The organism is Geodermatophilus sp. SYSU D00698, assembly GCF_054050335.1.
The window spans coordinates 86,160-110,173 of sequence record NZ_JBJGZD010000011.1 but is presented as its reverse complement, the minus strand read 5'-3'; the positions used below and the strand labels follow the sequence as shown (position 1 = coordinate 110,173).

Annotated in this window: 24 protein-coding genes; 12 read left to right on the top strand and 12 right to left on the bottom strand. The window is 77.6% G+C overall.

The window, feature by feature from the left end; all coding sequences use genetic code 11:
- Positions 1-12: 12 nt before the first annotated feature.
- Positions 13-945, top strand: a complete 933-nt coding sequence (locus ACI8AB_RS12285; protein WP_456950351.1) for a sucrase ferredoxin — start codon at positions 13-15, stop codon at positions 943-945.
- 9 nt (positions 946-954) lie between these two features.
- On the opposite strand, the gene ACI8AB_RS12280 is transcribed toward ACI8AB_RS12285, so the two are convergent.
- The 6 genes from ACI8AB_RS12280 to ACI8AB_RS12255 all read right to left on the bottom strand — a co-directional run bounded on the left by ACI8AB_RS12280 (position 955) and on the right by ACI8AB_RS12255 (position 8,130).
- On the bottom strand, positions 955-2,127 hold the full coding sequence (locus tag ACI8AB_RS12280) for an alkaline phosphatase family protein (RefSeq protein WP_387994039.1): 1,173 nt from the start codon (positions 2,125-2,127) through the stop codon (positions 955-957).
- On the bottom strand, positions 2,124-2,876 hold the full coding sequence (locus tag ACI8AB_RS12275; RefSeq protein WP_456903201.1) for a class I SAM-dependent methyltransferase: 753 nt from the start codon (positions 2,874-2,876) through the stop codon (positions 2,124-2,126). The genes ACI8AB_RS12280 and ACI8AB_RS12275 overlap by 4 nt, the downstream gene beginning before the upstream one ends.
- A 49-nt stretch (positions 2,877-2,925) precedes the next feature.
- Complete coding sequence (locus ACI8AB_RS12270; RefSeq protein ID WP_456950350.1) at positions 2,926-3,408, bottom strand: VOC family protein; 483 nt, start codon at positions 3,406-3,408, stop codon at positions 2,926-2,928.
- A 107-nt stretch (positions 3,409-3,515) separates the two neighbouring features.
- Positions 3,516-7,328, bottom strand: a complete 3,813-nt coding sequence (locus tag ACI8AB_RS12265; protein ID WP_456950349.1) for a DNA polymerase III subunit alpha — start codon at positions 7,326-7,328, stop codon at positions 3,516-3,518.
- On the bottom strand, positions 7,325-7,804 hold the full coding sequence (locus ACI8AB_RS12260) for an SAV_6107 family HEPN domain-containing protein (RefSeq protein ID WP_387994051.1): 480 nt from the start codon (positions 7,802-7,804) through the stop codon (positions 7,325-7,327). The genes ACI8AB_RS12265 and ACI8AB_RS12260 overlap by 4 nt, the downstream gene beginning before the upstream one ends.
- The gene (locus tag ACI8AB_RS12255; RefSeq protein ID WP_456943523.1) at positions 7,804-8,130 is read right to left on the bottom strand and encodes a DUF6504 family protein; all 327 of its coding nucleotides are present in this window, start codon (positions 8,128-8,130) and stop codon (positions 7,804-7,806) included. Before ACI8AB_RS12255 ends, ACI8AB_RS12260 begins: the two co-directional genes overlap by 1 nt.
- Positions 8,131-8,359: 229 nt before the next feature.
- On the opposite strand from ACI8AB_RS12255, the gene ACI8AB_RS12250 reads away from it, so the two are divergent.
- From ACI8AB_RS12250 to ACI8AB_RS12225, 6 genes are read left to right on the top strand one after another with little or no spacing between them, the layout of a single operon-like run.
- On the top strand, positions 8,360-8,893 hold the full coding sequence (locus ACI8AB_RS12250) for a YbaK/EbsC family protein (protein ID WP_456903197.1): 534 nt from the start codon (positions 8,360-8,362) through the stop codon (positions 8,891-8,893).
- Positions 8,894-8,907: 14 nt separating this feature from the next.
- Positions 8,908-9,483, top strand: coding sequence for a GNAT family N-acetyltransferase (locus ACI8AB_RS12245; protein ID WP_387994060.1), 576 nt, complete (start codon positions 8,908-8,910; stop codon positions 9,481-9,483).
- 2 nt (positions 9,484-9,485) lie between these two features.
- Positions 9,486-11,120 (top strand): phytoene desaturase family protein, encoded by a 1,635-nt coding sequence (locus tag ACI8AB_RS12240; RefSeq protein ID WP_456950348.1) that lies wholly within the window; start codon positions 9,486-9,488, stop codon positions 11,118-11,120.
- 20 nt (positions 11,121-11,140) lie between these two features.
- On the top strand, positions 11,141-11,920 hold the full coding sequence (locus ACI8AB_RS12235; RefSeq protein WP_456950347.1) for a carotenoid biosynthesis protein: 780 nt from the start codon (positions 11,141-11,143) through the stop codon (positions 11,918-11,920).
- On the top strand, positions 11,917-13,017 hold the full coding sequence (locus ACI8AB_RS12230; RefSeq protein WP_456950346.1) for a glycosyltransferase: 1,101 nt from the start codon (positions 11,917-11,919) through the stop codon (positions 13,015-13,017). The genes ACI8AB_RS12235 and ACI8AB_RS12230 overlap by 4 nt, the downstream gene beginning before the upstream one ends.
- An 18-nt stretch (positions 13,018-13,035) precedes the next feature.
- Positions 13,036-13,695, top strand: coding sequence for a flavin reductase family protein (locus ACI8AB_RS12225; RefSeq protein ID WP_387994070.1), 660 nt, complete (start codon positions 13,036-13,038; stop codon positions 13,693-13,695).
- A gap of 25 nt (positions 13,696-13,720) precedes the next feature.
- Here the strand turns inward: ACI8AB_RS12225 and ACI8AB_RS12220 are convergent, their stop codons facing one another.
- Positions 13,721-14,698 carry a carbohydrate kinase family protein gene (locus ACI8AB_RS12220; protein ID WP_456950345.1) on the bottom strand — a complete coding sequence of 326 codons (978 nt, stop codon included), beginning with the start codon at positions 14,696-14,698 and terminating at the stop codon, positions 13,721-13,723.
- 110 nt (positions 14,699-14,808) lie between these two features.
- Between ACI8AB_RS12220 and ACI8AB_RS12215 the strand changes: the two genes are divergently transcribed.
- A complete protein-coding gene (locus ACI8AB_RS12215) occupies positions 14,809-14,979 on the top strand; it encodes a hypothetical protein (protein ID WP_387994076.1) in 171 nt (56 codons plus the stop codon).
- Here ACI8AB_RS12215 and ACI8AB_RS12210 read toward each other — a convergent pair.
- The gene (locus tag ACI8AB_RS12210) at positions 14,976-15,665 is read right to left on the bottom strand and encodes a CDP-alcohol phosphatidyltransferase family protein (RefSeq protein ID WP_387994082.1); all 690 of its coding nucleotides are present in this window, start codon (positions 15,663-15,665) and stop codon (positions 14,976-14,978) included. The genes ACI8AB_RS12215 and ACI8AB_RS12210 overlap by 4 nt on opposite strands.
- Before the next feature lie 64 nt (positions 15,666-15,729).
- On the opposite strand from ACI8AB_RS12210, the gene ACI8AB_RS12205 reads away from it, so the two are divergent.
- A complete protein-coding gene (locus tag ACI8AB_RS12205; RefSeq protein WP_456950344.1) occupies positions 15,730-16,536 on the top strand; it encodes a lipase family alpha/beta hydrolase in 807 nt (268 codons plus the stop codon).
- Here ACI8AB_RS12205 and ACI8AB_RS12200 read toward each other — a convergent pair.
- The 3 genes from ACI8AB_RS12200 to ACI8AB_RS12190 are packed head-to-tail and all read right to left on the bottom strand — an operon-like array spanning position 16,533 to position 19,396.
- A complete protein-coding gene (locus tag ACI8AB_RS12200; protein ID WP_387994087.1) occupies positions 16,533-17,345 on the bottom strand; it encodes an ABC transporter permease in 813 nt (270 codons plus the stop codon). The two genes, ACI8AB_RS12205 and ACI8AB_RS12200, sit on opposite strands and share 4 nt — an antisense overlap.
- A gap of 16 nt (positions 17,346-17,361) precedes the next feature.
- On the bottom strand, positions 17,362-18,279 hold the full coding sequence (locus tag ACI8AB_RS12195) for an ABC transporter ATP-binding protein (RefSeq protein ID WP_456950343.1): 918 nt from the start codon (positions 18,277-18,279) through the stop codon (positions 17,362-17,364).
- Between the two features lie 10 nt (positions 18,280-18,289).
- Positions 18,290-19,396: a transcriptional regulator gene (locus ACI8AB_RS12190; protein WP_456950342.1), complete on the bottom strand. Its 1,107-nt coding sequence runs from the start codon at positions 19,394-19,396 to the stop codon at positions 18,290-18,292.
- A gap of 43 nt (positions 19,397-19,439) precedes the next feature.
- Between ACI8AB_RS12190 and ACI8AB_RS12185 the strand changes: the two genes are divergently transcribed.
- Positions 19,440-20,084, top strand: coding sequence for a hypothetical protein (locus ACI8AB_RS12185; RefSeq protein WP_387994096.1), 645 nt, complete (start codon positions 19,440-19,442; stop codon positions 20,082-20,084).
- 66 nt (positions 20,085-20,150) lie between these two features.
- Positions 20,151-21,653, top strand: a complete 1,503-nt coding sequence (locus ACI8AB_RS12180; protein ID WP_456950341.1) for a DUF222 domain-containing protein — start codon at positions 20,151-20,153, stop codon at positions 21,651-21,653.
- A 121-nt stretch (positions 21,654-21,774) separates the two neighbouring features.
- Here the strand turns inward: ACI8AB_RS12180 and metF are convergent, their stop codons facing one another.
- Positions 21,775-22,707 (bottom strand): methylenetetrahydrofolate reductase [NAD(P)H], encoded by a 933-nt coding sequence (gene metF / locus ACI8AB_RS12175; protein WP_456950340.1) that lies wholly within the window; start codon positions 22,705-22,707, stop codon positions 21,775-21,777.
- Positions 22,708-22,909: 202 nt separating this feature from the next.
- On the opposite strand from metF, the gene ACI8AB_RS12170 reads away from it, so the two are divergent.
- Positions 22,910-24,013 carry a polyprenyl synthetase family protein gene (locus tag ACI8AB_RS12170; protein ID WP_456950339.1) on the top strand — a complete coding sequence of 368 codons (1,104 nt, stop codon included), beginning with the start codon at positions 22,910-22,912 and terminating at the stop codon, positions 24,011-24,013.
- The last annotated feature ends 1 nt before the right edge of the window (position 24,014 follow it).

The following is a 24,014-nucleotide window of genomic DNA, read 5'->3' as shown; positions in this document are numbered from 1 at the left end:
ACCCGCCCCCGGGTGACCGCTCCCGTCCCCGCGCGCGCCGGCCGGCTCGACGCCACCCGCTGCTCGGTCACGGCCCTGGTCCGGGGGGACTCCCCCGTGGCCACGGCCGGGCCGGCGCAGCGCTGGCTGCTCGTCGAGCAGCCGGGCCCGTGGGGCCGCGACGCGCTGACCGGCTCCCGCATCGACCCGGCGGTGACCGCCCGGCTGGCCGCGCGCGCCCGCGCCGAGGGCGTGCGGGTGCTGCTCGTTCGCCGGCCCGGCGACCGGGCCGCGGACTCCGGGCGCCGCTGGGCCTACGCCGACGGCCGCCCGGGCCGCGAGGGCCTGTGGTGGTCCACCCGCACCGACGACGCCGACCTGGTCGAGGTGCCCTGGGACGGCTCGGTGGGCGACCGCGCCGACCGGCCGGTGTACCTGGTGTGCACGCACGGGCAGCACGACGCCTGCTGCGCGCTGCGCGGCCGGCCGCTGGCCGCGGCGATGCCCGCGCCCGCCGACGTCTGGGAGTGCAGCCACCTCGGCGGCTGCCGGTTCGCCTCCAACGTGCTGGTGCTGCCGCACGGGTTCGCCTACGGGCAGGTGCCCGGCGACGGCGCCGACCTGGTCGCGGCGCACGCGCGCGGCGAGGTGGCGCTGCCGTGGCTGCGCGGGCGGGCCGGGCTGCCGCTGCCCGCGCAGGCCGCCCAGCAGGCCGCCCGTGAGCGGCTGGGTCTGCTCGGCGTCGACGACCTGCCGGTGCGCGGCTCCCGGCGCCTGGCCGCCACCGCGGCGGAGGACGCCGACGGCGTCGAGCGGTTCGAGGTGGTGCTCGGCGGCGCGGACGGCGACGTCGTGGTGCGGGTGGAGAGCCGGCCGGCGGACGAGGCGGCGCAGCTGACCTGCCGGGCGGTGCACGCGGCGCACCCGCGCACGTGGACGGCGCTGTCGGTGTCCCCGGTCCGCTGAGCCCGGCCGCTAGGCCAGCGCCCGGCCGCGGGCGAGCAGCAGCGGGATCGCGACCTCGGCGTCGGTGAGCGACCCGTGGTAGGCGGCCAGCCGGCTCGGTCCCGGCTCGGTGGCCGAGGCGGTGACCGCCCACGGGCCGCGGGCGAGCGCGACGACGTCGCCGATGCGGGCGGCCATCCCCTCGCCGACGGCGCCGAACACCCCGCTGGCGACCGCCTCCTCCCGCCCGGCCACCCACGCCCGGTCACCGAGCACGCCGCGCCAGGCGTCGAGGACGTCGGCGGCGGCGCCCGGGACGGTGTGCGCGTAGCGGGCGCGGGGCTCGCCGGCCAGCAGCGCGACGCCGTCGAGCAGGGCGGGCTCGTCGTCGACGTCGAGGCGGGTGCCGGCGGGGACGTCGAGCATGCCGTGGTCGGCGGTGACCAGCAGGGCGGCGTCGTCGGGCAGGCCGGCGACCACCTGCTCGACCACCCGGTCGACCAGCGTGAGCTGCACCCGCCAGCTGGCGGAGTCGACCCCGCGCACGTGGCCGGTGAGGTCGAGCTCGGGGGTGTAGCCGTAGACCAGCCCGGTGGGGGTGGCGGCCAGCGACTGCAGCAGCACGGCGGCGAGGTCGCCGGCGCCGACCGTGCCCGCGTAGGCCGCGCCCCGGTACACGGCGGTGGTGAGGCCGGAGCCGGCGTAGGCGTAGGGGGCGACGGCGGTGACCGGCAGGCCGGCGGCCGCGGCCTGCTCGAAGACCGTGGGGCGGGGCTGCCAGTCGCGGGGGTCGGGGTCGTCGGCCCACTGCACGTGGTTGAGCAGCCGGTCCTCGCCGGGGACGGCGGTGACGAAGCCGAGGACGCCGTGCCCGCCCGGGGGGACGCCGGTGCCGAGCGTGGCGAGGCTGACCGGGGTGGTGCTCGGGCAGGGGGCGGCGAGGTCGCCGGCGGGCGTGGCCAGCGCGGCGAGGGCCGGGGCGAGGTGCGCGTGCGCGCGCAGCAGGTGCGCGCCGAGGCCGTCGACGAGCAGGACCGCGACCCGGCGGGCGCCGGCCAGGGCCGCGGTGAGGCCGAGCGGGTCGGCGGGTAGGCCGCCGCGGTCGACGCCGACCCCCAGGGCGGCGGCCGCGCCGGGCAGGACGTCGGCGAGGCTGGCCGCGCCGTAGGCGGGGCGGACGAGGTCCGGCGGCAGCGCCGTCACGGGCGCGTGGCCAGGACGTGCAGGCCGGCGGCGACGTCGCGGTAGGGCGAGGTGCCGGCCAGCGCGAGCTCGAGGCGGCGGACGGCCTCGGGGTCGGCGCCGGAGCTCGCGTCGAGCAGGTCGGCGACGACGGCGACGCCGCGCCACTCCTCCGGCTCGAGCCCGGCGTTGCGCAGCAGCGCGAGCAGGTCCTCGGCGGCGAACCGGCGGCGGGCGGGGCGGGTGCGGCCGGGGGCGGGGTCGCGGTCCTCGAGCAGGGCCAGCGCCTCCTTGGGGTGGCCGCCCAGCGCCCGGGCGAGGACGGCGCCGGCCCGGTTGGCGGTCGCCACGCTCACCCGGCCGCCGGGGCGCAGCGCGCGGGTGATCTCGCCGAGGGTGGTGGCGGGGTCGTCGACCACCTCGAGCACCGCGTGGCACAGCGCGAGGTCGTAGCCGCCGCCGTCGGGACCGTCGCTGCCGAGGGGCAGCTCGTGCAGCAGGTCGCCGTCGCCCTGCAGGCCGCGGACCCGGTCGCCCACCCCGGCGGTCTGCGCCCGGCGCTCGAGGGTGGCCAGCGCGTCGGCGCTGGGGTCGACGACGGTGACCTCGTGGCCGCGGCGGGCCAGCGGGACGGCGAAGACGCCGCTGCCGCCGCCGACGTCGAGGACCCGCAGCGGGGTCCCCGCGCCGGCCAGCGGGTCGAGCGCGGCCCAGACCGCGGCGGTCCGGACGGGCAGCTGCTCGCCGGTGGACGGTGCGGGGGCGGTCACCCGTCCGACCCTAGTGGCGGGGGTCTCCCCGCACCGGCCCGCGGCCGGTTCAGGCGGAGACCGGGTCGGCGGCGCGCTCCAGGTCGGCGACGACGATCTTCCGCATGGTGAACATCTGCTCGACGGCGCGGCGCCGCCGGTCGGGGTCGGGGTCGGCCTGCAGCTCCAGCAGCCGGACGGGCACGACCTGCCAGGAGACGCCGAAGCGGTCCTTCAGCCAGCCGCAGGGGGCCTCCTGGCCGCCGTCGGTGAGCCGGTCCCAGTAGTGGTCGACCTCGGCCTGGTCGGCGCACAGGACCTGGAAGGAGATGGCCTCGCTGAACCGCCAGTCCTGCGGGCCGCCGTTGAGGCCGACGTACTCGGTGTCGCCGAGCCGCCAGCTGACCGTGAGGACCTGCCCCTCCCGCGCGGGGTCCTCGGCGCCGTAGCGGACGGTGCCGAGGACCTCGGCGTCCGGCCAGATCGACGTGTAGAAGCGCGCGGCCTCCTCGGCCTCGGTGTCGAACCACAGGCACGGGATCTGCTTCGGCACGGCTGTCCTCCTCCACGGTGCCGGCCGGGACGCCGGCGCTCGGGAGGGCAGACGCCGCGGACGCCCGGGACTCATCGGTGCGCCGGCCGGTGCGGGGCGGGCGGGCGTCAGTGGCCGGAGCTGCCCGGGCTGGAGTGCCAGACCTTGCGCGGCGCGGCCGCTGCGGCGCTCCGTCCTGCCGCGGCGCTCCGTCCTGCCGCGGCGCTCCGTCCTGCCGCGGCGCGGCGGGCGGCGGTCGCGGCGTCGTCCCCGGCGGGCTTGACGTCCGCGTACGGCGACATCCGGAAGCCGGTCGGGTGCACGAGCACCGGCTTGACCACCACCGGCCGCGAGCCGTGCGAGGCCGCCGCCCCGGCGATGGCCTGGTCGGTGTACTCCCCCGGCGCAGCCATGTGCTCGGCCACCGCGGCGAGGCCGCCGGTCTCCCAGGCCTCGTACAGCGCGGGCAGCTCCCAGGCGCCGGTGGCCCGGATCGACACCCCGCGCGGGCCGGTGCGCCGCAGCACCCCGCGGATCACCAGCAGCCACGAGTGGAACACCGTCGCCGCGTAGGGGCCCTGCACGTCCTCGAAGAAGGTCGAGTCGGTGCAGCCGGTGCCGTCGTCGAGGGTCACGAACACCACCCGGCGCCCCGACCGGATCGGCGGGGTCTGGGTGGCCACCTTGACCCCGGCCACCAGCACCTCGGCGCTGCTGCGGGCACCGAGCAGCTCCCCCGCCGGCACCGCCCCGATCGCCGAGAGGAACGGCCGGTAGAAGTCGACGACGTGGCGGCTGGCGTCCAGCCCGAGCACCTCCAGCTCGGCACGGACCAGCTCGGCGTCGGTGAACTCCGGCAGCCCGGACCCCCCGCCCCACTCCGGCCCGGTCTGCTCGGGACCGCCTCCTCCCGGGGGTCCCGCGTCCCCGGGGTCGAGGCCGAGCAGGTCCAGGCTGAGCTGCCCCACCGACCCGGCCTTCGCCCCGCTGCGGCTCCACCGGTCCAGCTCGCCGATCTGCAGCAGCAGGTCGCGGCGGGTCACCGACCGGCGTGAGCGGGTGGGCCGGCCGGCCTCGCGGTCGCGCACGCCGAACCCGTAGAGCGAGTCGAACCCGCCGGCGAGCACCAGCCGCTCGACCACCGGCCGGGACACCGCGGCCCGCGACCAGAAGTCGGTCAGCGACCGGTAGGGCTGCCCGGCCACGATCCGCTCCACCTCGTCCTCGCCGATGCCCTTGACGTCGGTGAGCGACAGCCGGATCCCGTAGCCCGACGGGTCGGGCATCGCCGCCGGCATCCACTCCGGCCGCCGCCAGTCCTCCCGCCGGTCCTCCGGCGCCAGCCGCTCCACCCGGTAGGTGCCGGTCGAGGCGTTGACGTCCAGGCCCAGCACCCGGATCCCGAAGTTGCGGGCGTCGTCGAGGATCAGCCGCTTCGGGTACATGCCCGGGTCGTGGGTGAGCACCCCCGCGAGGAAGGCCGCCGGGTGGTGGGTCTTCAGCCACGCCGACTGGTAGGTGGGCAGCGCGAACGCCGCCGCGTGCGCCTTGCAGAACCCGAACGAGCCGAAGGCGACGAGCACCTCCCACACCCTCTCGACGACGTCGACCGGGTAGCGCCGCAGCGCCTCGGGCACGAACCAGGCCCGCACCTCCGGGTGCAGCTCCCGGTCGCCCAGCGCGCGGCGCGCCTCGTCGGCCTGGGCGAGGTCGCAGCCGGTCATCTGCGCCACGATCTGCAGCACCTGCTCGTGGAAGACGACGACCCCGGCGGTCTCCCGCAGGAACGGCGCGAGGTCCTCGTGCGGGTAGACCGGGTCCTGCCAGCCGTTCCGGGCCAGCAGGAACGGCGTCACCATGTCGCTCTTCACCGGCCCGGGCCGGAACAGCGAGATGTCGATGACGATGTCCTCGAACGTCTCCGGCCCGAACTTGCCGACCAGCTCCCGCTGCCCCGGCGACTCGATCTGGAACATGCCGAGCGTCCGGGTGCTGCGGATGAGCTCGAACGTCGTCGGGTCGTCGCGCGGGACGGCGTCGACGTCGACGGTCTCGCCGTCGACCCGGGCCACCTCGTCGAGGGCGTGCGCGATCGCCGACTGCATCCGGATGCCGAGCAGGTCGAGCTTGAGCAGCCCGAGCTCCTCGACGTCGTCCTTGTCGAACTGGCTCATCGGGTAACCGAGGTAGCTGCTCTCCACCGGCGTCCGGTCGAGCAGCGTGGCGTCGGACAGCAGCACGCCGCACGGGTGCAGCGCGATGTGCCGGGGCAGGCCGTCGAGCCGGGCGACCAGGTCGAACAGCAGGTCGAGGTCGCCGGTGCCGCCGCCCCGCCGCGAGCCCATCCGGCTGGCCCGCAGCTCCGGCAGGTCGCGCAGCGCGGCGTGCACCTGGTTGGCCCGGACGTGCGGGAACGCCTTGGCGACGGCGTCGATCTCGGCCGGCGGCAGGCCGAGCGCGGCGCCGACGTCGCGGATGGCGTGCCGCACCCGGTAGGTGTCCATCATCGAGATGCAGCTGACCCGGTGGGCGCCGAAGCGGTCGAGGACCGCGTCGTAGACCTCCGTCCGCCGGGCGGACTCCACGTCGATGTCGATGTCGGGCAGCTGGTGGCGCAGCGGGGAGAGGAACCGCTCCATCAGCAGGCCGTAGCGGATCGGGTCGACGTCGGAGATGCCGAGCAGGTAGGTGACCAGGCTGCCCGCGCCCGACCCCCGCGCCGCGGCCCGGACCCGCAGGCCCCTGATCAGGTCGACGACGTCGGCGACGGTGAGGAAGTAGGAGGGGTAGCCGAGGGAGTCGATGACGGCGAGCTCCTCCTCGAGCCGCCGGGTCACCTTCTCCGTGCGGGCCATCCCGCGCCGGCCGAGCCCGGCCTCGCAGCGGGCGCGCAGCACCTCGGACGGGTCCGTCCCGCGCTCGCCGGGCGCGGTGACGACGTCGAGCTCGGGATAGCGCACGGTGCCGATGCCGAGGTCCTCGCGGACGTCGACGGCGCACTGCTCGGCCAGCCGGGCGGTGCGCTCGGTCAGCCGCAGCGCGGCGTCGCGGTCGGGGCCGGCGAGGTCGGCGGCGACCTCGGCCATCTCCTTGCCCGACTTGAGGTAGCCCTCGGCGGTGCGCCGGTCGACGTGCCGGGTGTCGAGGGCGACCAGCCGCCGGGAGGCGTCGAGGACGTCGGCGGTGGGCGCGTCGAGGGCGTCGACGTAGCGGACGGCGTTGGTGAGCACCGCCGGCACGCCCTCCTCCTCGGCGAAGCGCAGCAGCCGCTGGGCGCGGGAGCGGTCGCCCCGGCCGCGGTGGTGCACCACCTCCAGCACCAGCGAGCCCGGGCCGAACACCGACCGCCAGGCGTCCAGCCGCGCGGAGGCGACGTCGGCCCGCCCGGCCGCGAGCGCCCGGCCCACCGGCGAGTCCGGTCCCAGCACCGCGACCAGCCCGGGCGCGTGCTCGGCGGCCAGCGCGAGCGAGGCCACCGGCTCGCCGCGGGTGCCGCGCAGGTGCGTGGCACTGGTCAGCCGGCACAGCGAGCGCCAGCCGGCGCCGTCGCGGGCGAGGAAGGTGACCCGCGGCAGCCGCGGGTCGACGCCGGCGCCGCCCCGCACGGGGCTGCGCCGCGCCGGCGCCGGCCGCGCGGGGGCGTGCCCGGTGCGGCGCAGGGAGAACTCGTCCTCGCCCAGCACGTGCGCCCGTGCCGGCGGCACGGTCGTGTCCACCGCCGGCGCGACCGCGAGGTCGACGCCGAACACCGGCCGCAGCCCGGCCGACCGGCAGGCCAGCGCGAACTTGACCGCGCCGTACAGACCGTCGCGGTCGGTCAGCGCCAGCGCCGTCATGCCGTGCTCGGCGGCGCGCGCGACCAGGTCGGCCGGGTGGTTGGCCCCGTACCGCAGGGAGTAGCCGGAGGCGACGTGCAGGTGGACGAAGGGGTCCCCGCTCACCGCCCGCGGGCGGGACGGTGCGCGGTGCCGCCGACCACGCGCGGCCGGGGCGCCGGCTCGGGCGTGGTGGCCAGCAGCTCCTCGACCACGGCGAGGAAGGTCCCGGCGTCGCGGACCAGGTCGTCGGCCTCGCGCTCGGTGACCGCGCGGGACAGCCCGGCCTCGGCGGCGGCGCGCTTGGCCGCGCCGGCGGCGAAGAAGGTGGCCCACTCCCCCAGCTCGGGGGCGACCTGCTCGAGCAGCACCCAGGCGCTGCGCGGCCGGCGGCGGCCGCTCTCCGGCCGGGTGCGGGCGGCCAGCACCCCCGCGGCGGCCCGCAGCGCCGCCAGGTGCGCGGTGGCGTAGCGCCGGCACGCGTCGGGGGCGTGCCGGGCCTCGGCCAGGGCCCGGGTGGCCTGGTCCAGCAGCTGGCCCGCGGCCGCCGGGAGCGGCGGGGGCAGGGGCAGCTGCTCGGCCACGGCGCGCGCGGCGCCCATCAGTCGTGCACCCGCACGAGCGACCAGCGGTTGTCCGCGGCGTCCCAGCACAGGTCGTAGACACCGGCGAAGCTCATCCGCGAGCGGCCGGCCCGCAGCGCCTCCACCCGGAACACCTCGCGGGGGGCGACCAGGTCGGCCGAGGCGCCGCCGGTGGTGCCGGCGGCCCGCTGCCACCACGGCGCGGTCTCGACCCACGAGTCGAGCAGCTCGCCGACGACGTAGCGGCCCTGCCCGCGCCAGAACTGCGCCGGCCCGAGCGGACCGCGCTCGACCTGCACCTCCTCGCCGGCCCGCTCGCCGACGTCACCCAGCACCCGGCTCATGCCCGTCTCCCCACCCCGTGCCGTCCGACGGTCCGCCCACCGCCCGGGCGGGGAAGGTCCCGGGGCGGTGGCCGACCTGTTCGAACGTGTGTTCGAACAGGTCGAGTAGACCCGACCGCGCCGGTCCCGTCAAGCCGGACGCGCCACCGCGTCCTCCCCGGGAGGAGCCCCTCCCGACCGCGTGCCGGACGGTACGGCGGGGGTCCGACAGCGGTGGCAGGATCAGCGCATGAGCCGACCCGCCCACCCCCGGGTGGCCGCGATCGCCGACCTGCTCGCCGGGGCCGGCGCCACCGGGCGGGTCCACGAGCTCGCCGACGGCGCGCACACCGCCGCCGCGGCCGCCGCACAGCTCGGCGTCCCGGTCGGGGCCATCGCCAACAGCCTGGTGTTCGACGTCGGCGGGCAGCCGCTGCTCGTGCTGACCAGCGGCGCGCACCGGGTCGACGTCGCGAAGGTGGCCGCCCTGCTCGGCGTGCCCCGCGTGGAGCGCGCCTCGGCCGCCTTCGTCCGCGAGCACACCGGCCAGCCGATCGGCGGGGTCGCCCCCATCGGCCACCCCGGGCCGATCGGCACGCTCGTCGACGTCGAGCTGGCCCGGTACGACCGCGTCTGGGCCGCCGCCGGCCACCCGTCGGCCGTCTTCCCCACCAGCTACGACGAGCTGCTGCGACTGACCGCCGGCACCCCCGCCGAGGTCGGGAGCGGCCCGACCGCCGACGGTCCGGCCGCCGCTCCCCACCCCGCCGCGGTGGGCCCGTGAACGAGGAGAACCCCGTGACCGGCACGACGCCCGCGACGCGGGTGACCGAACTGCCCGCAGGCTGGCTGCGCGAGCACATGCACGAGGCGCTGGCCATCTACGGCGAGGCGATGGGCTACGACGCCTCGGTGGTCGCCGGCCGCTACGGCTACGCCGTCCAGCACACCGAGCGCCCCGGCTTCCGCGCGGTCGGCGCCTTCGCCGCCACCCCGGACGGCGAGCAGCTGGTCGGCTTCGGCTACGGCTACCTCGTCGCCCCCGGCCAGTGGTGGCACGACCAGGTGCGCGCGGCGCTGGACCGGCGGACCGCCAAGCGCTGGCTGCCCGGCGCGTTCGAGGTGTGCGAGCTGCACGTGCACCCCGAGGCGCAGAGCCGCGGGCTGGGCCGGCGCCTGCTGCACGCGCTGGTGGAGGGCGTGGACGCGCCGGCCGCGCTGCTGTCCACCCCCGACGCCGACACCAAGGCGTTCCGGCTGTACCACGCCGACGGCTTCGTCGACCTCGCCCGCGGCCACCACTTCCCCGGGGACGCCCGGCCCTTCGCCATCCTCGGCGCCCGGCTGCCGCTGCGGCCGGTCCCCGGCACCTGAGCGTGCGGGAGCCGGACCGGGCCGTCGACGCCGTCGTCGTCGGCGCCGGCCACAACGGGCTGGTCGCCGCCTGCTACCTGGCGCGCGCCGGGCTGGCCGTCGAGGTGGTCGAGCGCGACGACGTCCTCGGCGGGGCGGTGTCCACCGTGGAGCGCTGGCCCGGGGTCCGGGTCGACCGCGGCTCCAGCGCGCACGTGATCGTCCGGCACAGCGGCGTCGTCGAGGAGCTCGACCTGGCCGCCCACGGCCTGCGCTACGTGGACTGCGACCCGTGGGGCTTCGCACCCGCCCCGGCGCCCGGCGGCCCCGGCCCGGACGGCCGCCCGCTGGTGTTCTCCGTCGACCTCGACGCCACCTGCGCCTCGATCGCCGCCGCCTGCGGGCCCGACGACGCCGACGCCTACCGCCGGTTCGTCGGCGTCTGGGGCCCGCGCAGCCGGGCCGTCGTCGACTCCTTCGGCCGCCGGCCCACCCCGCTGGGCCTGGCCCGCGCGTTCTGGCCGCTGGGCGCGCCGACCGGCGGCGCCCCGCGCACCCCCGGCGGTGACCTCGCCGCCGACTTCCTCGGCTCCGGCGACGCGCTGCTGGACCGCTGGTTCACCAGCGAGCGGCTCAAGGCGGCGCTGGCCTGGTTCGGCGCGCAGTCCGGCCCGCCGACGAGCGAGCCCGGCACCGCGGCGATGGTCGCCTGGGTGGCGCTGCTGCACGACACCCCGCCGGGCCACCCGGTGGGCGGCTCCGGCGGGCTCACCCAGGCGCTCCGGCGCCGGCTGGAGGCCGACGGCGGCCGGGCCGTCCTCGGCGACGGCGCCGCGCGGCTGCTGACCGACGGCGGCCGCGTCACCGGCGTCGAGACGGAGTCGGGACGGCGGGTGTCCGCGCCGGTCGTCGTCGCCGCCTGCCACGTCCTGGCCACCCGCGACCTCGCCGGCGAGGCCGCCCCGCCCGCCCTCGCGGACGCCGCCCCGCCGGTGGGCAACGGCTTCGGCCTCGTGCTGCGCTGCCTCACCGACGCGCTGCCGGCCTACCCCGGCGTGGACCCGGCCGTGTCGGCGCAGGGCCTGCAGCTGCTGTGCACCGACCGCGCGCAGCTGGCCGCCGCGCACGGCGACTGGCTGGGCGGCCGGCTGCCGCGCGAGCCGGTGCCGCTGGCGATGTCCTTCTCCGCCGGCGACGACACCCTCGCCCCGCCCGGGCGGCACGTGGTCACCGTGTGGGGCCAGTGGTACCCCTACGCCCTCGCCGACGGCGGCGACTGGGACGCCCTCGCCGACGCCGAGGCGCAGCGGCTGGTGGCCGCCGTCGACCGGTACGCCCCCGGCTTCGCCGCCTCGGTGCAGGACGTGTACGTCCAGACGCCGGTGCTGCTGGAACGCGAGCTGTCGCTGCCGCGTGGCAACGTCATGCACGTGGAGATGGGCCTGGCCAGCATGTTCTCACTGCGCCCGACGCCGGCGCTGGCCGGCTACCGGGTGCCGGGGCTGGCCGGGCTGTACCTGGCCGGCGCCTCCACCCACCCCGGCGGCGGGGTCTCGGGCAACTCCGGCCGGACGGCGGCGCGGGTGGTGCTCGCCGACCGGCGGCCGCTCGCCCGCGCCCGCGCGGCGGCGGGGCGGCTCGCGCGGGCGGCCCGGTGAGCGCAGCAGCGGGTCCCGGTGTGGCGGCTCTCCGGCGGGCACCCGCGCCCGCCCGCCTGCCGCTGGCCCTCGCCGTGCTGCTGGTGCTGGCCGCGGTCGCCTACCCGCTCACCGACGGCGCGGCCCGCGACACGGTGTCCTGGACGATCGTGCTGCTCGGCTCGGCGGTGTCGGTGACCTCGGCCGCCGCCGCGCACGGCGCGCGCACCGGCGCCGCGGTGCTCGGGCTGGTGGCGGTCACCGCGGTCGCGTTCGAGTCGGTCGGGCTGGCCACCGGCGTCCCCTACGGCGCCTACTCCTACAGCGACGCCCTCGGCCCGACGCTGCTCGGCGTGCCGTTCCTCGTGCCGCTGGCCTGGCTGATGATGGCCTGGCCGAGCCGGGTCCTCGCCGGGCTGCTCACCCGCCGGGTGCGGCCGGGCCGCCGGCGGGTCGCGCGGGTCGCCGTCGCCGCCGCGGTGTTCGCCGGCTGGGACGTCGTCCTCGACCCGCAGCTGGTGCAGGCCGGCTACTGGACCTGGGCGCACCCCACCCCGGGGCTGCCCGGCATCGACACCGTGCCGCTGACCAACCTCGCCGGCTGGCTGCTCGCCGGGCTGGTGCTCATGACGCTGCTCGAGCTGGCCGTCCCCCCGACCGTCCGCGTCGACGCCGCGCCGCTGCTGGTGATCGCCTGGATGGTGGCCGGCGGGGCGCTCGCGCACGGCGTCTGGCTGGGCCTGCCCGGCTCCGCGGCGTGGGGCGCGGCGCTGACCGCCGTCGTCGCCGCCGTCCTCGTGGTGCAGGCCCGCCGCCGGTGAGCGGCGCGGTCGTCCGGGTCCTGTCCGGCCTGGCGGTCGCCGGCGCCGCGCACGCCGCGGTCAACGCCGTCCTGCTGCGCCGCCCGCCGGCCGACCCGCCGGAGGCGACCCGGCCGGTCACCGTCGTCGTCCCGGTCCGGAACGAGGAGGCGCAGGTCGGCGACTGCCTGGCCGCGGTGCTGGCCTCGGCCCGCGTCCCGGACCTGCGGGTGGTCGTCGTCGACGACGGCTCCACCGACGGCACCGCGGCCGTGGTCCGCGGCACCGGCGACCCGCGGGTGCGGCTGGTGCCCGCCGGGGACCCGCCGGAGGGCTGGCTGGGCAAGCCGCACGCCTGCTGGGTCGGCGCGCGGACGGGGACCGACGACGGCGTGCTGGTGTTCCTCGACGCCGACGTCCGGGTGGCGCCCGGCGCGCTGGCCGCCGCCGCGTGGCTGCTCGAGGCGCACGGCCTGGACCTGGTCTCCCCGTGGCCCCGGCCGGTGGCCGGCACCCTCGCCGAGCGGCTGGTGCAGCCGCTGTCGCCGTGGCTGTGGATGACGACGCTGCCGCTGCGGGTGGCCGAGCGCTCGCCGCGGCCGTCGCTGACCGCGGCCAACGGCCAGTTCCTCGCGCTGACCCGGCGCGGCTACCTGCGCGCCCGCGGGCACGCGGCGGTGCGCGCGGAGGTGGTGGAGGACGTCGCGCTGGCGCGGGCGGTCAAGCGGTCCGGCGGGCGGGCGGTGCCGGCGGCGGGCGCGACGCTGGCCGAGTGCCGGATGTACGACGGCTGGGCGGCGATGCGCGAGGGCTACGGCAAGTCGCTGTGGGCGTCGGTCGGCGGGTCGCCGGCGGCGTCGGTGGCCGCGGCGGCCGTGCTCACCGCCGTCGGCCTCGTCCCGCCGCTGGCGGCGCTGCGCGGGTCGCGGGCGGGCCTGACCGGCTGGCTGGCCGGGGTGGCGGGGCGGGCGGTGAGCGCGGCGGCGACCGGCGGGCGGGTGTGGCCCGACGCCCTGGCGCACCCGCTGTCGCTGCTGGCCCTGGACGTGCTGCTGGCCGGGTCGGTGGCCGGGCACCGGCGGGGCACGCTCACCTGGCGCGGACGCGCGCTGCCCTGACCCGGGCCAGGATGGGGCGTGACCTCGCCCTCGAGCAGCCCGGCCCGCACCGCCTTCGACCCCGGGGACATGCGCCCCACGGACTTCTACCGGGTGATGAACTCGGTGGTGGTCCCGCGGCCGATCGCCTGGGTGTGCAGCCGCTCGGCCGAGGGGGTGCACAACCTGGCGCCCCACTCCTTCTACACGGTGGCGTGCGTGCGGCCGCCGGTCGTGCAGTTCACCTCGGTGGGCCGCAAGGACTCGCTGAACAACGTCGAGGCCACCGGCGACTTCACGGTCAACCTGGTCCCCGAGGAGCTGTTCGAGCAGGCCAACGCCACCGGCACCGACTTCCCGCCCGACCAGAGCGAGGCCGAGGCCGCCGGCGTCCGGCTGGAGCCGAGCGAGCGGGTGGGCGCGCTGCGGGTGGCGCAGTCGCCGGTGAGCATCGAGTGCACGCTGCACTCGACGGTGCGACTCGGCGACAGCACCGTCGTCTTCGGCCGGGTCGAGTGGATCAGCGTGTGGGCCGACGCCGTCCGCGACGGCCGCCCGCGGATCGAGGCGCTGCGGCCGCTGGCCCGGCTCGGCGGCAACGAGTGGTGCACGGTCGGCGAGGTGCGCGCGATCCCGCGCATCCCCTACACCCGGTGGGCCGAGGACCCCTCGATCGGCGAGCAGGTCCGCGGCAGGTGACCGCCCGCTCCCCGGGCGGAGGAGGTCAGGCCGGCAGGTGCTCGGCGACCTCGGCCGCGGCGTCGTCGCCGAAGGCCGCGGCGAACCGCCGGAGGAACGGCTCGCGGCGCAGCTCGTACTCCTGGGTGCCGACGACCTCGACGGCCTCGGTGGCCACCGCCGAGCCCAGCTGGGTGGCCCGCTCCAGGCCCAGTCCCCAGGTGCGGCCGGCGATGAACCCGGCGCGCAGCGCGTCGCCGCCGCCGGTGGGCTCGACCGGCTTGGTCTCGGGGACGGCGATGACCTCGATCGGGGCGGCGTCCTGCTGCCGGACGAGCACGCCCTTGGCGGCGCGGGTGGTGACCCAGGTGCCGACCCGGGCGAGGACCTCCCCGGCGTCCCAGCCGGTCTTCTGGGTGAGCAGCGCCGACTCGTACTCGTTGGTGAACAGCAGGTCCGCGCCGTCGACCAGCTCGCGGATCATCTCGCCGTCGGCCCAGGCCAGCTGCTGGCTGGGGTCGGCGGCGAAGGGGTAGCCGCGGTCCCGGCACTCCTGGGTGTGCCGCACCATCGCCTTCGGGTCGTTGGGACCGATGACGACGAGGTCGGGGTGGCCGACGCGGTCGCAGACCGGCCCGAGCTCGATCTCGCCGGCCTCGCTCATCGCACCCGAGTAGAACGACGCGATCTGGTTGTTGACCGCGTCGGTGGTGCACACGAACCGGGCGGTGTGCTTGAGCTCGGACCACCGCACGGCGTGGGTGTCGACCCCGTGGCGGGTGAGCCAGGCGTCGTAGTCGGCGAAGTCGCTGCCCACCGAACCGACCAGCACCGGCGAGAGGCCGAGCAGGCCCAGGCCGTAGGCCATGTTGGCGCCGGCGCCGCCGCGGTGCTGGATGAGGTCGTCGACGAGGAAGGACAGGGAGACGTTCTCCATCTGCCCCTCGACGAACTGCTCGGTGAACCGGCCGGGGAAGGTCATCAGGTGGTCGGTGGCGATGGAGCCGGTGACGACGACGGGCACGGGGGCTCCTCGGGACGGGCGGGCGGGACGGCGAGCACGGCAACCCTAGAAGGCGGTCCCGGTCACACGCGCCCCGGCGTGCGCCGGGACGGAACGGGTAGGGCCGTCCCATGAGCGACCGGCACACCCTCGCGACCATGGAGAAGCTCGACCTCGGCCACGGCAAGGGCAGCCTCGGCGACCACGTCGCCGTCTGCGCCTGCGGCTGGCGCAGCGACCCCGAGCCGGACAAGCAGGCGGCGCTGGACCGCCTCACCGAGCACGCCGAGGCGAACGACTAGTCCCCCAGCGCCCGGCGCAGCGAGATCCCGAGCTGCGCCGTGCCGACCAGCCCGAGCACGGCCCCGACGGCGGCCCCGGCGGTGACCACGACCGCGGGGCCGTCGTCGACGCCGGCGAGCGCGTCCAGGCCGGTGGCCGCGACGATCCCGGCCCCGCCGACGGTGAACCCGGCCATCGCCACCCGCGTGGGCCGCTCCCACACCGAGATCGCCCCCGTCTCGGCCACCCCGGCCTGCCCGGCCCGGGCGCGCAGGTAGTCCGGCAGCCAGCACAGCGCCCCGAAGACGGCGGCCAGCCAGCCCGGCGCCCCGGCCGCCCACAGCGCGAGCGCGTACGCGGCCTCGGTGAGCCGGTCGACGGCGGAGTCGAGGACGTAGCCGCGCCGCGACGCCCGCCCGCCCGCCAGCGCGAGCGCGCCGTCGAGGGAGTCGAGCAGGCCCGACAGGCCGATCAGCAGGCCACCGGCCACGAGCCACGCGCCGCCGGCCAGCGCCGGGCCGACGGCGGCTAGTGCGACGAGCAGGCCGAGCGCGGTGGCGGCCAGCGGCGGCAGCCAGGACAGCGCGCGGGCCAGCGCGTAGGCCAGCGACAGCCAGCCGTGCACCAGCCGGCTCGCGGCCGGGTCGGTGCCGCCGTGCCACCGCGACCACTCGGCGAGGTACTCGTCGCGGCTCAGCACGGGCACCCTCTCACTGGCGCAGTCTCCCCCAGTGCGGGCCGACGCCGGCGGGACCGGGGACAGTGGACGGGTGCTCGCCGGCCTGTCCCCCGCCCGCCGCCGCCTGGTCCTCGCCGTGCTGGCCCTCCTCCTCGTCGCCGCCGTGGCCGCGACCGTCCTGCTCCTCACCCGGGCGGACGGGCCGGGCCCGGCCGCGCCGGTGTCGCAGGAGGAGCCCGGCCCGGTGCTGCTGGTCCCCGGCTACGGCGGCGCCACGGGATCGCTCACGTCGCTGGCGGACCGGCTGACCGCCGCGGGCCGCGACGCCACGGTGGTCGCGCTGCCCGGCAACGGCACCGGCGACCTCACCGCCGCGGCCGGCGCGCTGGACGACGCCGCCGACGCCGCGCTCGAGCGCACGGACGCCGGGAGCGTCGACGTCGTCGGCTACTCCGCCGGCGGCGTCGTCGCCCGGCTCTGGGCCGCCGGCGACGGCGTGGAGGTGGCCCGCCGGGTGGTGACCCTCGGCTCGCCGCACCACGGGACCACGCTGGCCGACCTCGCCGCAGGCGTCGCGCCCGGCCAGTGCCCCGAGGCGTGCCGGCAGCTGGCCACCGACAGCGAGCTGCTCGCCGGCCTCAACGCCGACGACGAGACGCCCGCCGGACCGACGTGGGTGTCGGTGTGGACGACGCAGGACGCGACGGTGACCCCGCCGGACTCCGCCCGCCTGGACGGCGCGCTGAACCTGACCGTGCAGTCGGTGTGCGCGCAGGCGGAGGTCGGCCACGGTGACCTGCCGCGCGACCCGCTGGTGCAGGCCATCGTGCTGGCCGAGCTGGCGCCGGGCGACCCCGTGCCGCTGGGCCCCGCCGACTGCGCCCGCCTCGGCGGCTAGCTGGTCACGTCCTTGGTGGTGAAGTTCGCCCACGCCGCGGTCAGCAGCACGCCGACGTACACGCCCTGCAGCGCCAGCCCGCGGACGACGTCGCGCCACAGGACCGGGTCGCGGAACAGGTCGACGAACGCCAGCCAGTAGCGCGTGGGCAGGTACGGCGCGATCGGCGAGGCGGCGTCGAGGGTGAACAGCAGCGACGAGGTCACCAGCACCGCCAGCGCGCCGAGCGCGGCGGCCAGCGGCGAGTCGGTGAGCGTGGAGAAGAACAGCCCGAACGCCGCGACGCCGAGCATCGAGACCGCGACGTAGCCGATCGCCATCAGCGTCCGGCCGGCCAGCTCCTCCGGCGTCAGCGAGGTCCCCGACACCGACGTCCCGGCCGCGACCGGCTGCGCGTCGAAGAGCAGGGTGCCCACCAGGTAGCCGACGGCGGCGACCACCACGACGGTCACGACGACGAACGCCAGCACCGCGACCAGCTTGGCCACCAGCAGCCGGGTGCGGCCGGCCGGGCGGGCGAGCAGGTAGCGCAGCGTCCCGGCCTGCGCCTCCCCGGCGACGGCGTCGCCGCTGACCACCGCGACCGCGATCGGCAGGAACAGCGGCAGCACGATCGCCAGCGCGGCCAGGGGGAACAGCTGCCCGTTGGTGAGGACGGCGGACAGGAACGGCGGGCCCTCGCCCGGCCGCGGCGCGAGGTCGGTGACCTGCAGCAGCACCGCCACCAGCACCGGCAGCGCGTTGAGGACGGCGATCGTCGTCCAGGTGCGCGGCCGGCCGAAGGTCTTGCGCAGCTCGACGCCGATCACGCCCGCTCCCGGCCGATCACGCCCGTTCCACCCGGTCGGCGCTGGTGCCCGCGGCGGCGAGCACGACCTCCTCGAGCGTGGGCCGCTGCAGCGCGAGCCCCGCCACCGGGACGCCGGCGCCGACGAGCAGCGCGTTGACCTCCGCCGGGTCCGCGCCGCGCACCACCACCCGGCCGCCGTCGGTGCCGAGCACGCGCCCGTCGAGCACCGCGCGCACCCGCTCGGGCGCCGGCGTGTCGACGACGGTGGCGCCGGTGGGCGCGGTCAGGTGGGCGATCTCGTCCTGCAGCACCAGCCGCCCGCGGTCGAGGACGCCGACCCGGCTGCACAGCTGCTCGACCTCGGCCAGCAGGTGGCTGGAGAGGAACACCGTCGTCCCGCCGCGGTGCAGCTCGAGCAGCAGCTCGCGGACCTCGTGGATGCCCTGCGGGTCCAGGCCGTTGGTCGGCTCGTCGAGGACCAGCAGCTCCGGCCGGCGCAGCAGCGCGCCGGCCAGGCCCAGGCGCTGGCGCATGCCGAGGGAGTAGGCGCCGACCTTCCGCCGTCCCACCCCGCCCAGGCCGACCTGGTCGAGCACCTCGGCGATCCGCCGCCGCCGCGTGCGGCGGGAGCCGCCCGGGCCGGCGGCGTCGAGCAGCGCCAGGTTGGCCGCGCCCGACAGGTGCCGGTGGTGCGCCGGGCCCTCGATGAGCGCGCCCACGCGGGGCAGCACCCGGCGCCCGGCCCGCGGCATCCGCTCGCCCAGCAGCTCGACCTCGCCGCGGGTGGGCAGCACCAGGCCCAGCAGCATGCGCACCGTCGTCGTCTTGCCCGAGCCGTTGGCGCCGAGGAAGCCGTAGACGTCGCCGGCGCGGACGTCGAGGTCGATGCCGTCGACCGCGCGCACCCGGCCGTACTGCTTGACCAGCCCCCGGGTGACGACCACCGACGTCACGACAGCACCCTCACGACGGCGCCCCGGGGAGGCCGGCCGCGGCGTCGGCGAGCGCGTCGAGGGTGACGGTCCCGGTCAGCAGGTAGGTGCCGGAGCCCCGGGTGTCGAGCAGCATCAGGCCGAGCGGGCCGACGGCGACCCGGGTGCCGCGCTCGTCGCGCACGGCGTCGGGGGCGGCGGCCAGCGCGGAGCGGACGGCCGCCGCCAGCCGGCCGGGGACCGGCGCCACGGCCAGCAGCGTCACGCCGCTGCCGTACACGCCGATCACCTCCGGCGCCCCGGCCAGCTCCCGCCGCGGCAGGCCGGCCAGCTCGCGGGGCAGCGGGACGAGCCGCAGCCGGCGGTCGGCCTCGCGCAGCAGGCCCTCGGCGTCCTGGCCGGCCCGGGCGCGGACGTCGGCCGGCGGGACGAACGCGACGACGCGGGCCGGCGGGACGGTCAGGTCGAGGTCGAGGAAGCGGGTGTCGAGCGCGGGGACCGACGTGCCGCCGGCGACGACCTCCACGGCCAGCGGCAGGCCGGTCCCCGCATCGGCCCAGACGTCGACGCGCGCCACGGAGGCGGCCGGCGCCGCGGGCACCAGCCGCAGGCCGAGAGCGTCGCGGCCGGCGACCCGCCGGGCGCCGATGCGGGACAGCTCGTCGTCGGTGGCCTCCGACAGCAGCCGCCGGCCCAGGGTCGCCGGCACCAGGTCCGGCGGGGCGGGCAGGGTGAGCGGGGCCGGGGCGGTGCGGGTGGCGGTCGCGGACTCGTACTCCCACGTCCACGCACCGCCCACGTCGACGTGCACGCCGGTCTCCCCCGTCGCCGACACGACGTCGACGCGGTGCTCCTCGGGGCCGCGCCACCAGACGCGCATCGCGGTGCGGTCGCTGAGCAGGTCGGCGACGGCGGGCAGCTGGTCGCCCACGGGCAGCGCGAGCCCGCCCGCCGAGACGGCGTAGCCGGAGAAGCCGACGCCGTCGCTGGCGAGGACGGCTTCCCGCAGGTCGGCGGCGGGGACGTCGGCGTCGTCGGCCGGCAGTGCGCCCACGAGCGCGGGCAGTGACGCGAGGACGGCGACCAGCCCGACCACGACCGTCCAGCGGCGGGCCCGCCCGTACCCGCGTGCGGCCATGACGGCCACGGTACGAGCGCCGCGCCACGGGTAGCCCATGGGCATGGCACCCCCGTTGAGCGACGCCGTCGTCGTCGACGTCCTGCGCCGGCTGGACCGGCTCACCGCCCCTCTCGTGCGGCGGCTGGCCCGCCCACCGGAGCTCCCGACCACCCAGCGCGACGCCTGGTGGGCCGAGCAGGCCGCCCAGGTGGGCGCGGTCGCGAGCAGCCTGCCGCGGGTGGCCGGCCGGCTGGCCGACCTCCTGCCGCTGCAGAACACCGTCGGGACGGCGGTCCAGTCGCTCGTGGTGCTCGGCGTGGCCAACGAGCACGGCGTCACCGACCCCGCGGAGCGGGTCTCCCTGCTGTCGGAGGTCCTGCTCGACCGCGACCTCCCGCCCGGCCGGGTCCGCCCGCTGCTGGAACGGGTGCGCGGCGCCTACACCGAGACCGCGATCGGCGCGAAGGAGGAGCGGGCCGGCCTGCGGGGCGTCGTGCGCACCATCTGGCGGGCCTCCCGGCTGCTCGGCCGCATCGACGAGGCGCTCGACGCCCGCCCGAAGGGGCGCATCGGCGCGCGGGCACTGGCCCAGCTGCCGGTGGTCGGCGTCCTCGGCGGGTACGCCGCCGAGCGGGAGGCGCTGCGCCGCGCCGCCCGGATGACCGCCGAGCTGCTGGAGCCCGGCCGCCGCGTCAGCGTGCGGTGATCTTCTTCGGCCGCATGCCCCTCTGAGCTGCGGGAACTGTCGTACCCCGGCCGTAGCGTGCGGGGTGTGGAGGAGGTCGCGGAGTACCGGTCACCGGTCGAGCAGGCGTTGCTCGACGCGGTGATCGAGCTGCCCGCGCCCTTCCGCCGGCTGCCGGTGGCGCTGCTGTCCCGGGAGCAGAAGGCCGCCGAGTTGCAGCGCATCACCGCGCTGGAGGCGAGGACCGCCGCGTACAAGGCCGAACTCGTCCTCGGTCTCGCCGACGACACACCGGCCGATCTGGATCCCGCGCCCGGCACCCCGGGCGCCCGCCGCGGGTCGTGGGCGCCGGATGCCGAGCTGCCCGGGGTGTCGGAGTTCTTCCCCGCCGAGCTCGCGATGGTCCTCAACTGCGGGCGGCTGGCCGCCGCGCAGCTGGCGCACCGGGCGTGGACCTACCGGGAGAGACTGCCCGGCACCTGGGCGGCGCTGGCCGCCGGGCGGCTGGACGAGGCGCGCGCCAAGGCGCTGGTCGACGTGCTCGAGCACACGAGCGCGGCGACCGCCCGGACGATCGAGGCCCACCTGCTGCCGGAGGCCATGTCCCTGACGGTGCGAAAGCTCAAGGACCGCGCGCTGGCGCTGCTGCTCGCAGCCGACGCCGAGGCCATCGACGGCCGCCGGGAGCAGGCCGAGCGGCACGCCGACGTGCGGCTGTACGACTGCGCGTTCGACGGCATGGCCACCCTCGCCGCCGACCTGCCCGCCGACGTCGCCGCCACCTGCCACGCCTTCATCGACTCCCTCGCGCGGATGCTCAAGGCCGACGGCGACCCCCGCCCGATCGGGCAGCTGCGCACCCTGGTCTACGCCGATCTGCTGCAGCGCCCGGGGGAGACCGGCCGCCCGCCGGTCACCGCGCACCTGCAGGTCATCGCCACCCTCGCCGCGCTGACCGGCCGCAGCAGCGAGGCCGGCCAGGTCAACGGGTTGCCGATCACCGCTGCCCACCTGCGGGAGCTCCTGCAGCAACTGGAGGCACTCGGCGTCCGGGCACCGGAGGGCGGGTCGGTGACGCTGGCGCTGGTCGACGACGACGGCACGCTGCGGGCCACCACCACGCTCGACCGGTTGCGCCGGCTCACCCGCACCGGCTGCGCCGACCACCCGGCCGACGCCGACTGCGAGTGCGCGGTGCTCGACCGCCCGGCCGAGACGGACAACTACGAGCCGTCCGCAGCGCTGGAGCGGTTCGTGCACACCCGCGACCGCACCTGCCGCTTCCCCACCTGCGGCCAGCGCGTCGGCTGGGCCGACACCGACCACGTCGCCCCCCATGCCGCCGGCGGCGCCACCGACTGCGCCAACCTGTGCTGCCTGTGCCGCAGCCACCACCGCCTGAAGACCTTCGCGACGGGCTGGCGCTTCCACATGAGCGCCGACGGGACCCTCACCGTCACCACCCCGTCCGGGATCACCCGCACCACCCGGCCACCGGGCCTGCACCCGCCACCGGAGGAACCGGATCCACCGCCCGAGGACGCCGGGATGCCGCCGGCCGACCCGGGTGACGACCCGCCACCGTTCTGAGTCAGGAGATCAGTTCGGCGTCGGCTCACCACCGGAGGGGGTGAGCCGACGCCCGGAACGGTCGTGCCGGACGTGCGGGACGGGGAGCCGCTGCCCGCAGGAGGCGGAGCAACCGCGTCGGTCAGGGGGTGGCGGCCAGCGTCGAGGGCACCGAGGTCCCGGTACCGGCGTCGGTGAGGTTGGTGAAGACCTCCCGCGTCGCCGTCGACCGGTTCATGGTGATGAAGTGGATGCCCGGCACGCCCTCGTCCAGCAGCCGCCGGCACATCGACGTCGCCACCTCGACGCCGTAGGCGCGCACCGCCGCCTTCTCCTCGGGTGAGTCGCCGTCGAGCTCGGCGAACCGCGCGGCCAGCTCCTCGGGGAACGCCTGGCCCGACAGCTGGACGATGCGCGCGATCTGCCGCGCGTTGGTGACCGGCATGACCCCGGCGATCACCGGCACGTCGCAGCCGTGGGCGGCGACCCGGTCGCGCAGCCGCAGGTAGTCCTCGACGCGGAAGAACATCTGCGTGATCGCGAAGTCCGCCCCGGCGCGGCACTTGCGCACGAACATCTCGACGTCGGTCTCGAAGTCCGGCGAGCGCGGGTGCCGTTCGGGGAAGGCCGCGACGCCGACGGAGAAGTCGCCCATCGAGCGGATCAGCTCCACCAGCTCCGAGGCGTACTCCAGGCCCTCGGGGTGCCGGACCCACTCGGCCTGCGGATCGGTGCCCGGCGGGTCGCCGCGCAGCGCCAGCAGGTTGCGCACGCCCGCGGCGGCCAGCCGGCTGACCACGTGCCGCAGCTCGGCGACCGAGTGGTTGACCGCGGTCAGGTGCGCCAGCGGGGTCATCGTCGTCTCGGCGGCGATCCGCTCGGTGACGGCGACGGTGCCCTCGCGGGTCGAGCCGCCGGCGCCGTAGGTGACCGACACGAACGACGGCTGCAGCCGCTCGAGCTGCCGCAGCGCCGTCCACAGCTGGACCTCGGCCTCGGGCGTCTTCGGGGGGAAGAACTCGAACGACCACGTGGGCCGCGACGAGGCGAGCAGCTCGCGGACGCTTCGGGTCACGGGTGCCGAGGGTACGGGGAGTCGCAGCCACTGCATCCGTCCACACGCTCCCGGCAGAAGACCCGGGGAAGACGACGACACCGCGACGGCAGCGCGGCGAGGAGGTCCCGTGAGCGCCCACCACCGGCCCCTGGACAGGACGCGCGCGACTCGATGGGGCGATACTGGCCGCGTGATCACCGGGGCGGCAGAGGCAGAGTCCGTGGTCCGGCCGCTGGCGCCGCCCCTGGAGGCCGCCGACCTGGACCGGATCCGCGGCGCCGTCTCCGCCGCGCTGACCGGGTTCCTCGAGGAGCAGCGGACCACGCTCGCGGGGATGGCGCCGGCGCTCACTCCCGTCGTCGACGAGGTCTGCGCGCTCGCCGACGGCGGCAAGCGGCTGCGCCCGCTGTTCGCCTACTGGGGCTGGCGCGGGGTCACCGAGGACGTCCGCGGCCCGGCCGAGGACGAGGCCGCGGTGCTGCGCGCGGTCGCCGCGCTGGAGTTCGTCCACGCCAGCGCCCTGGTCCACGACGACGTCATGGACGGCGCGCTCACCCGCCGCGGCCGTCCGGCCACGCACGTCGGCTTCGCCGCCCGGCACGGCGACGGCGGCCTGTCCGGCGACGGCGAGGCCTTCGGCGTCGGCGCGGCCATCCTCGTCGGCGACCTCGCGCTCGTCTGGTCCGACGAGCTGCTGCGCCGCTCGGGCATCAGCGCCCCGGCGCTGGCCCGCGCCCGCTCGGTCTGGGACACCATGCGCACCGAGGTCACCGCCGGCCAGTACCTCGACCTGCTGCGCGCCGCCGGCGGCCTGCCCGGCGCCCAGGGCGCGCTCACCGTCGCCCGCTACAAGAGCGCCGGCTACACCGTCCAGCGACCGCTGCAGCTCGGCGCCGCCATCGCCGGCGCCGGACCCCGCGCCGCCGACGTCTACACCGCCGTCGGCCTGCCGCTGGGCGAGGCGTTCCAGCTGCGCGACGACGTCCTCGGTGTGTTCGGCGACCCCGCCGTCACCGGCAAGTCCGCCGACGACGACCTGCGCGAGGGCAAGCAGACGCTGCTGGTCGCCCTCGCCGAGGAGGCCGCCGACGACGCCGGCCGCCGCCTGCTGCGCACCTGCCTGGGCAACCCGGACTGCGACGCCGAGCAGCTGGACGCGCTGCGCCGGCTGATGGAGGACACCGGCGCCCGCGCCCGGGTCGAGGAGCGGATCGCCGAGCGCACCGCCACCGCCCGCCGCGCGATCGCCGACGCCCCGATCGCCGACGAGGCCCGCGCCGCCCTCGACGCGCTCGCGGTCGCGGCGACCTCGCGGACCGCCTGAA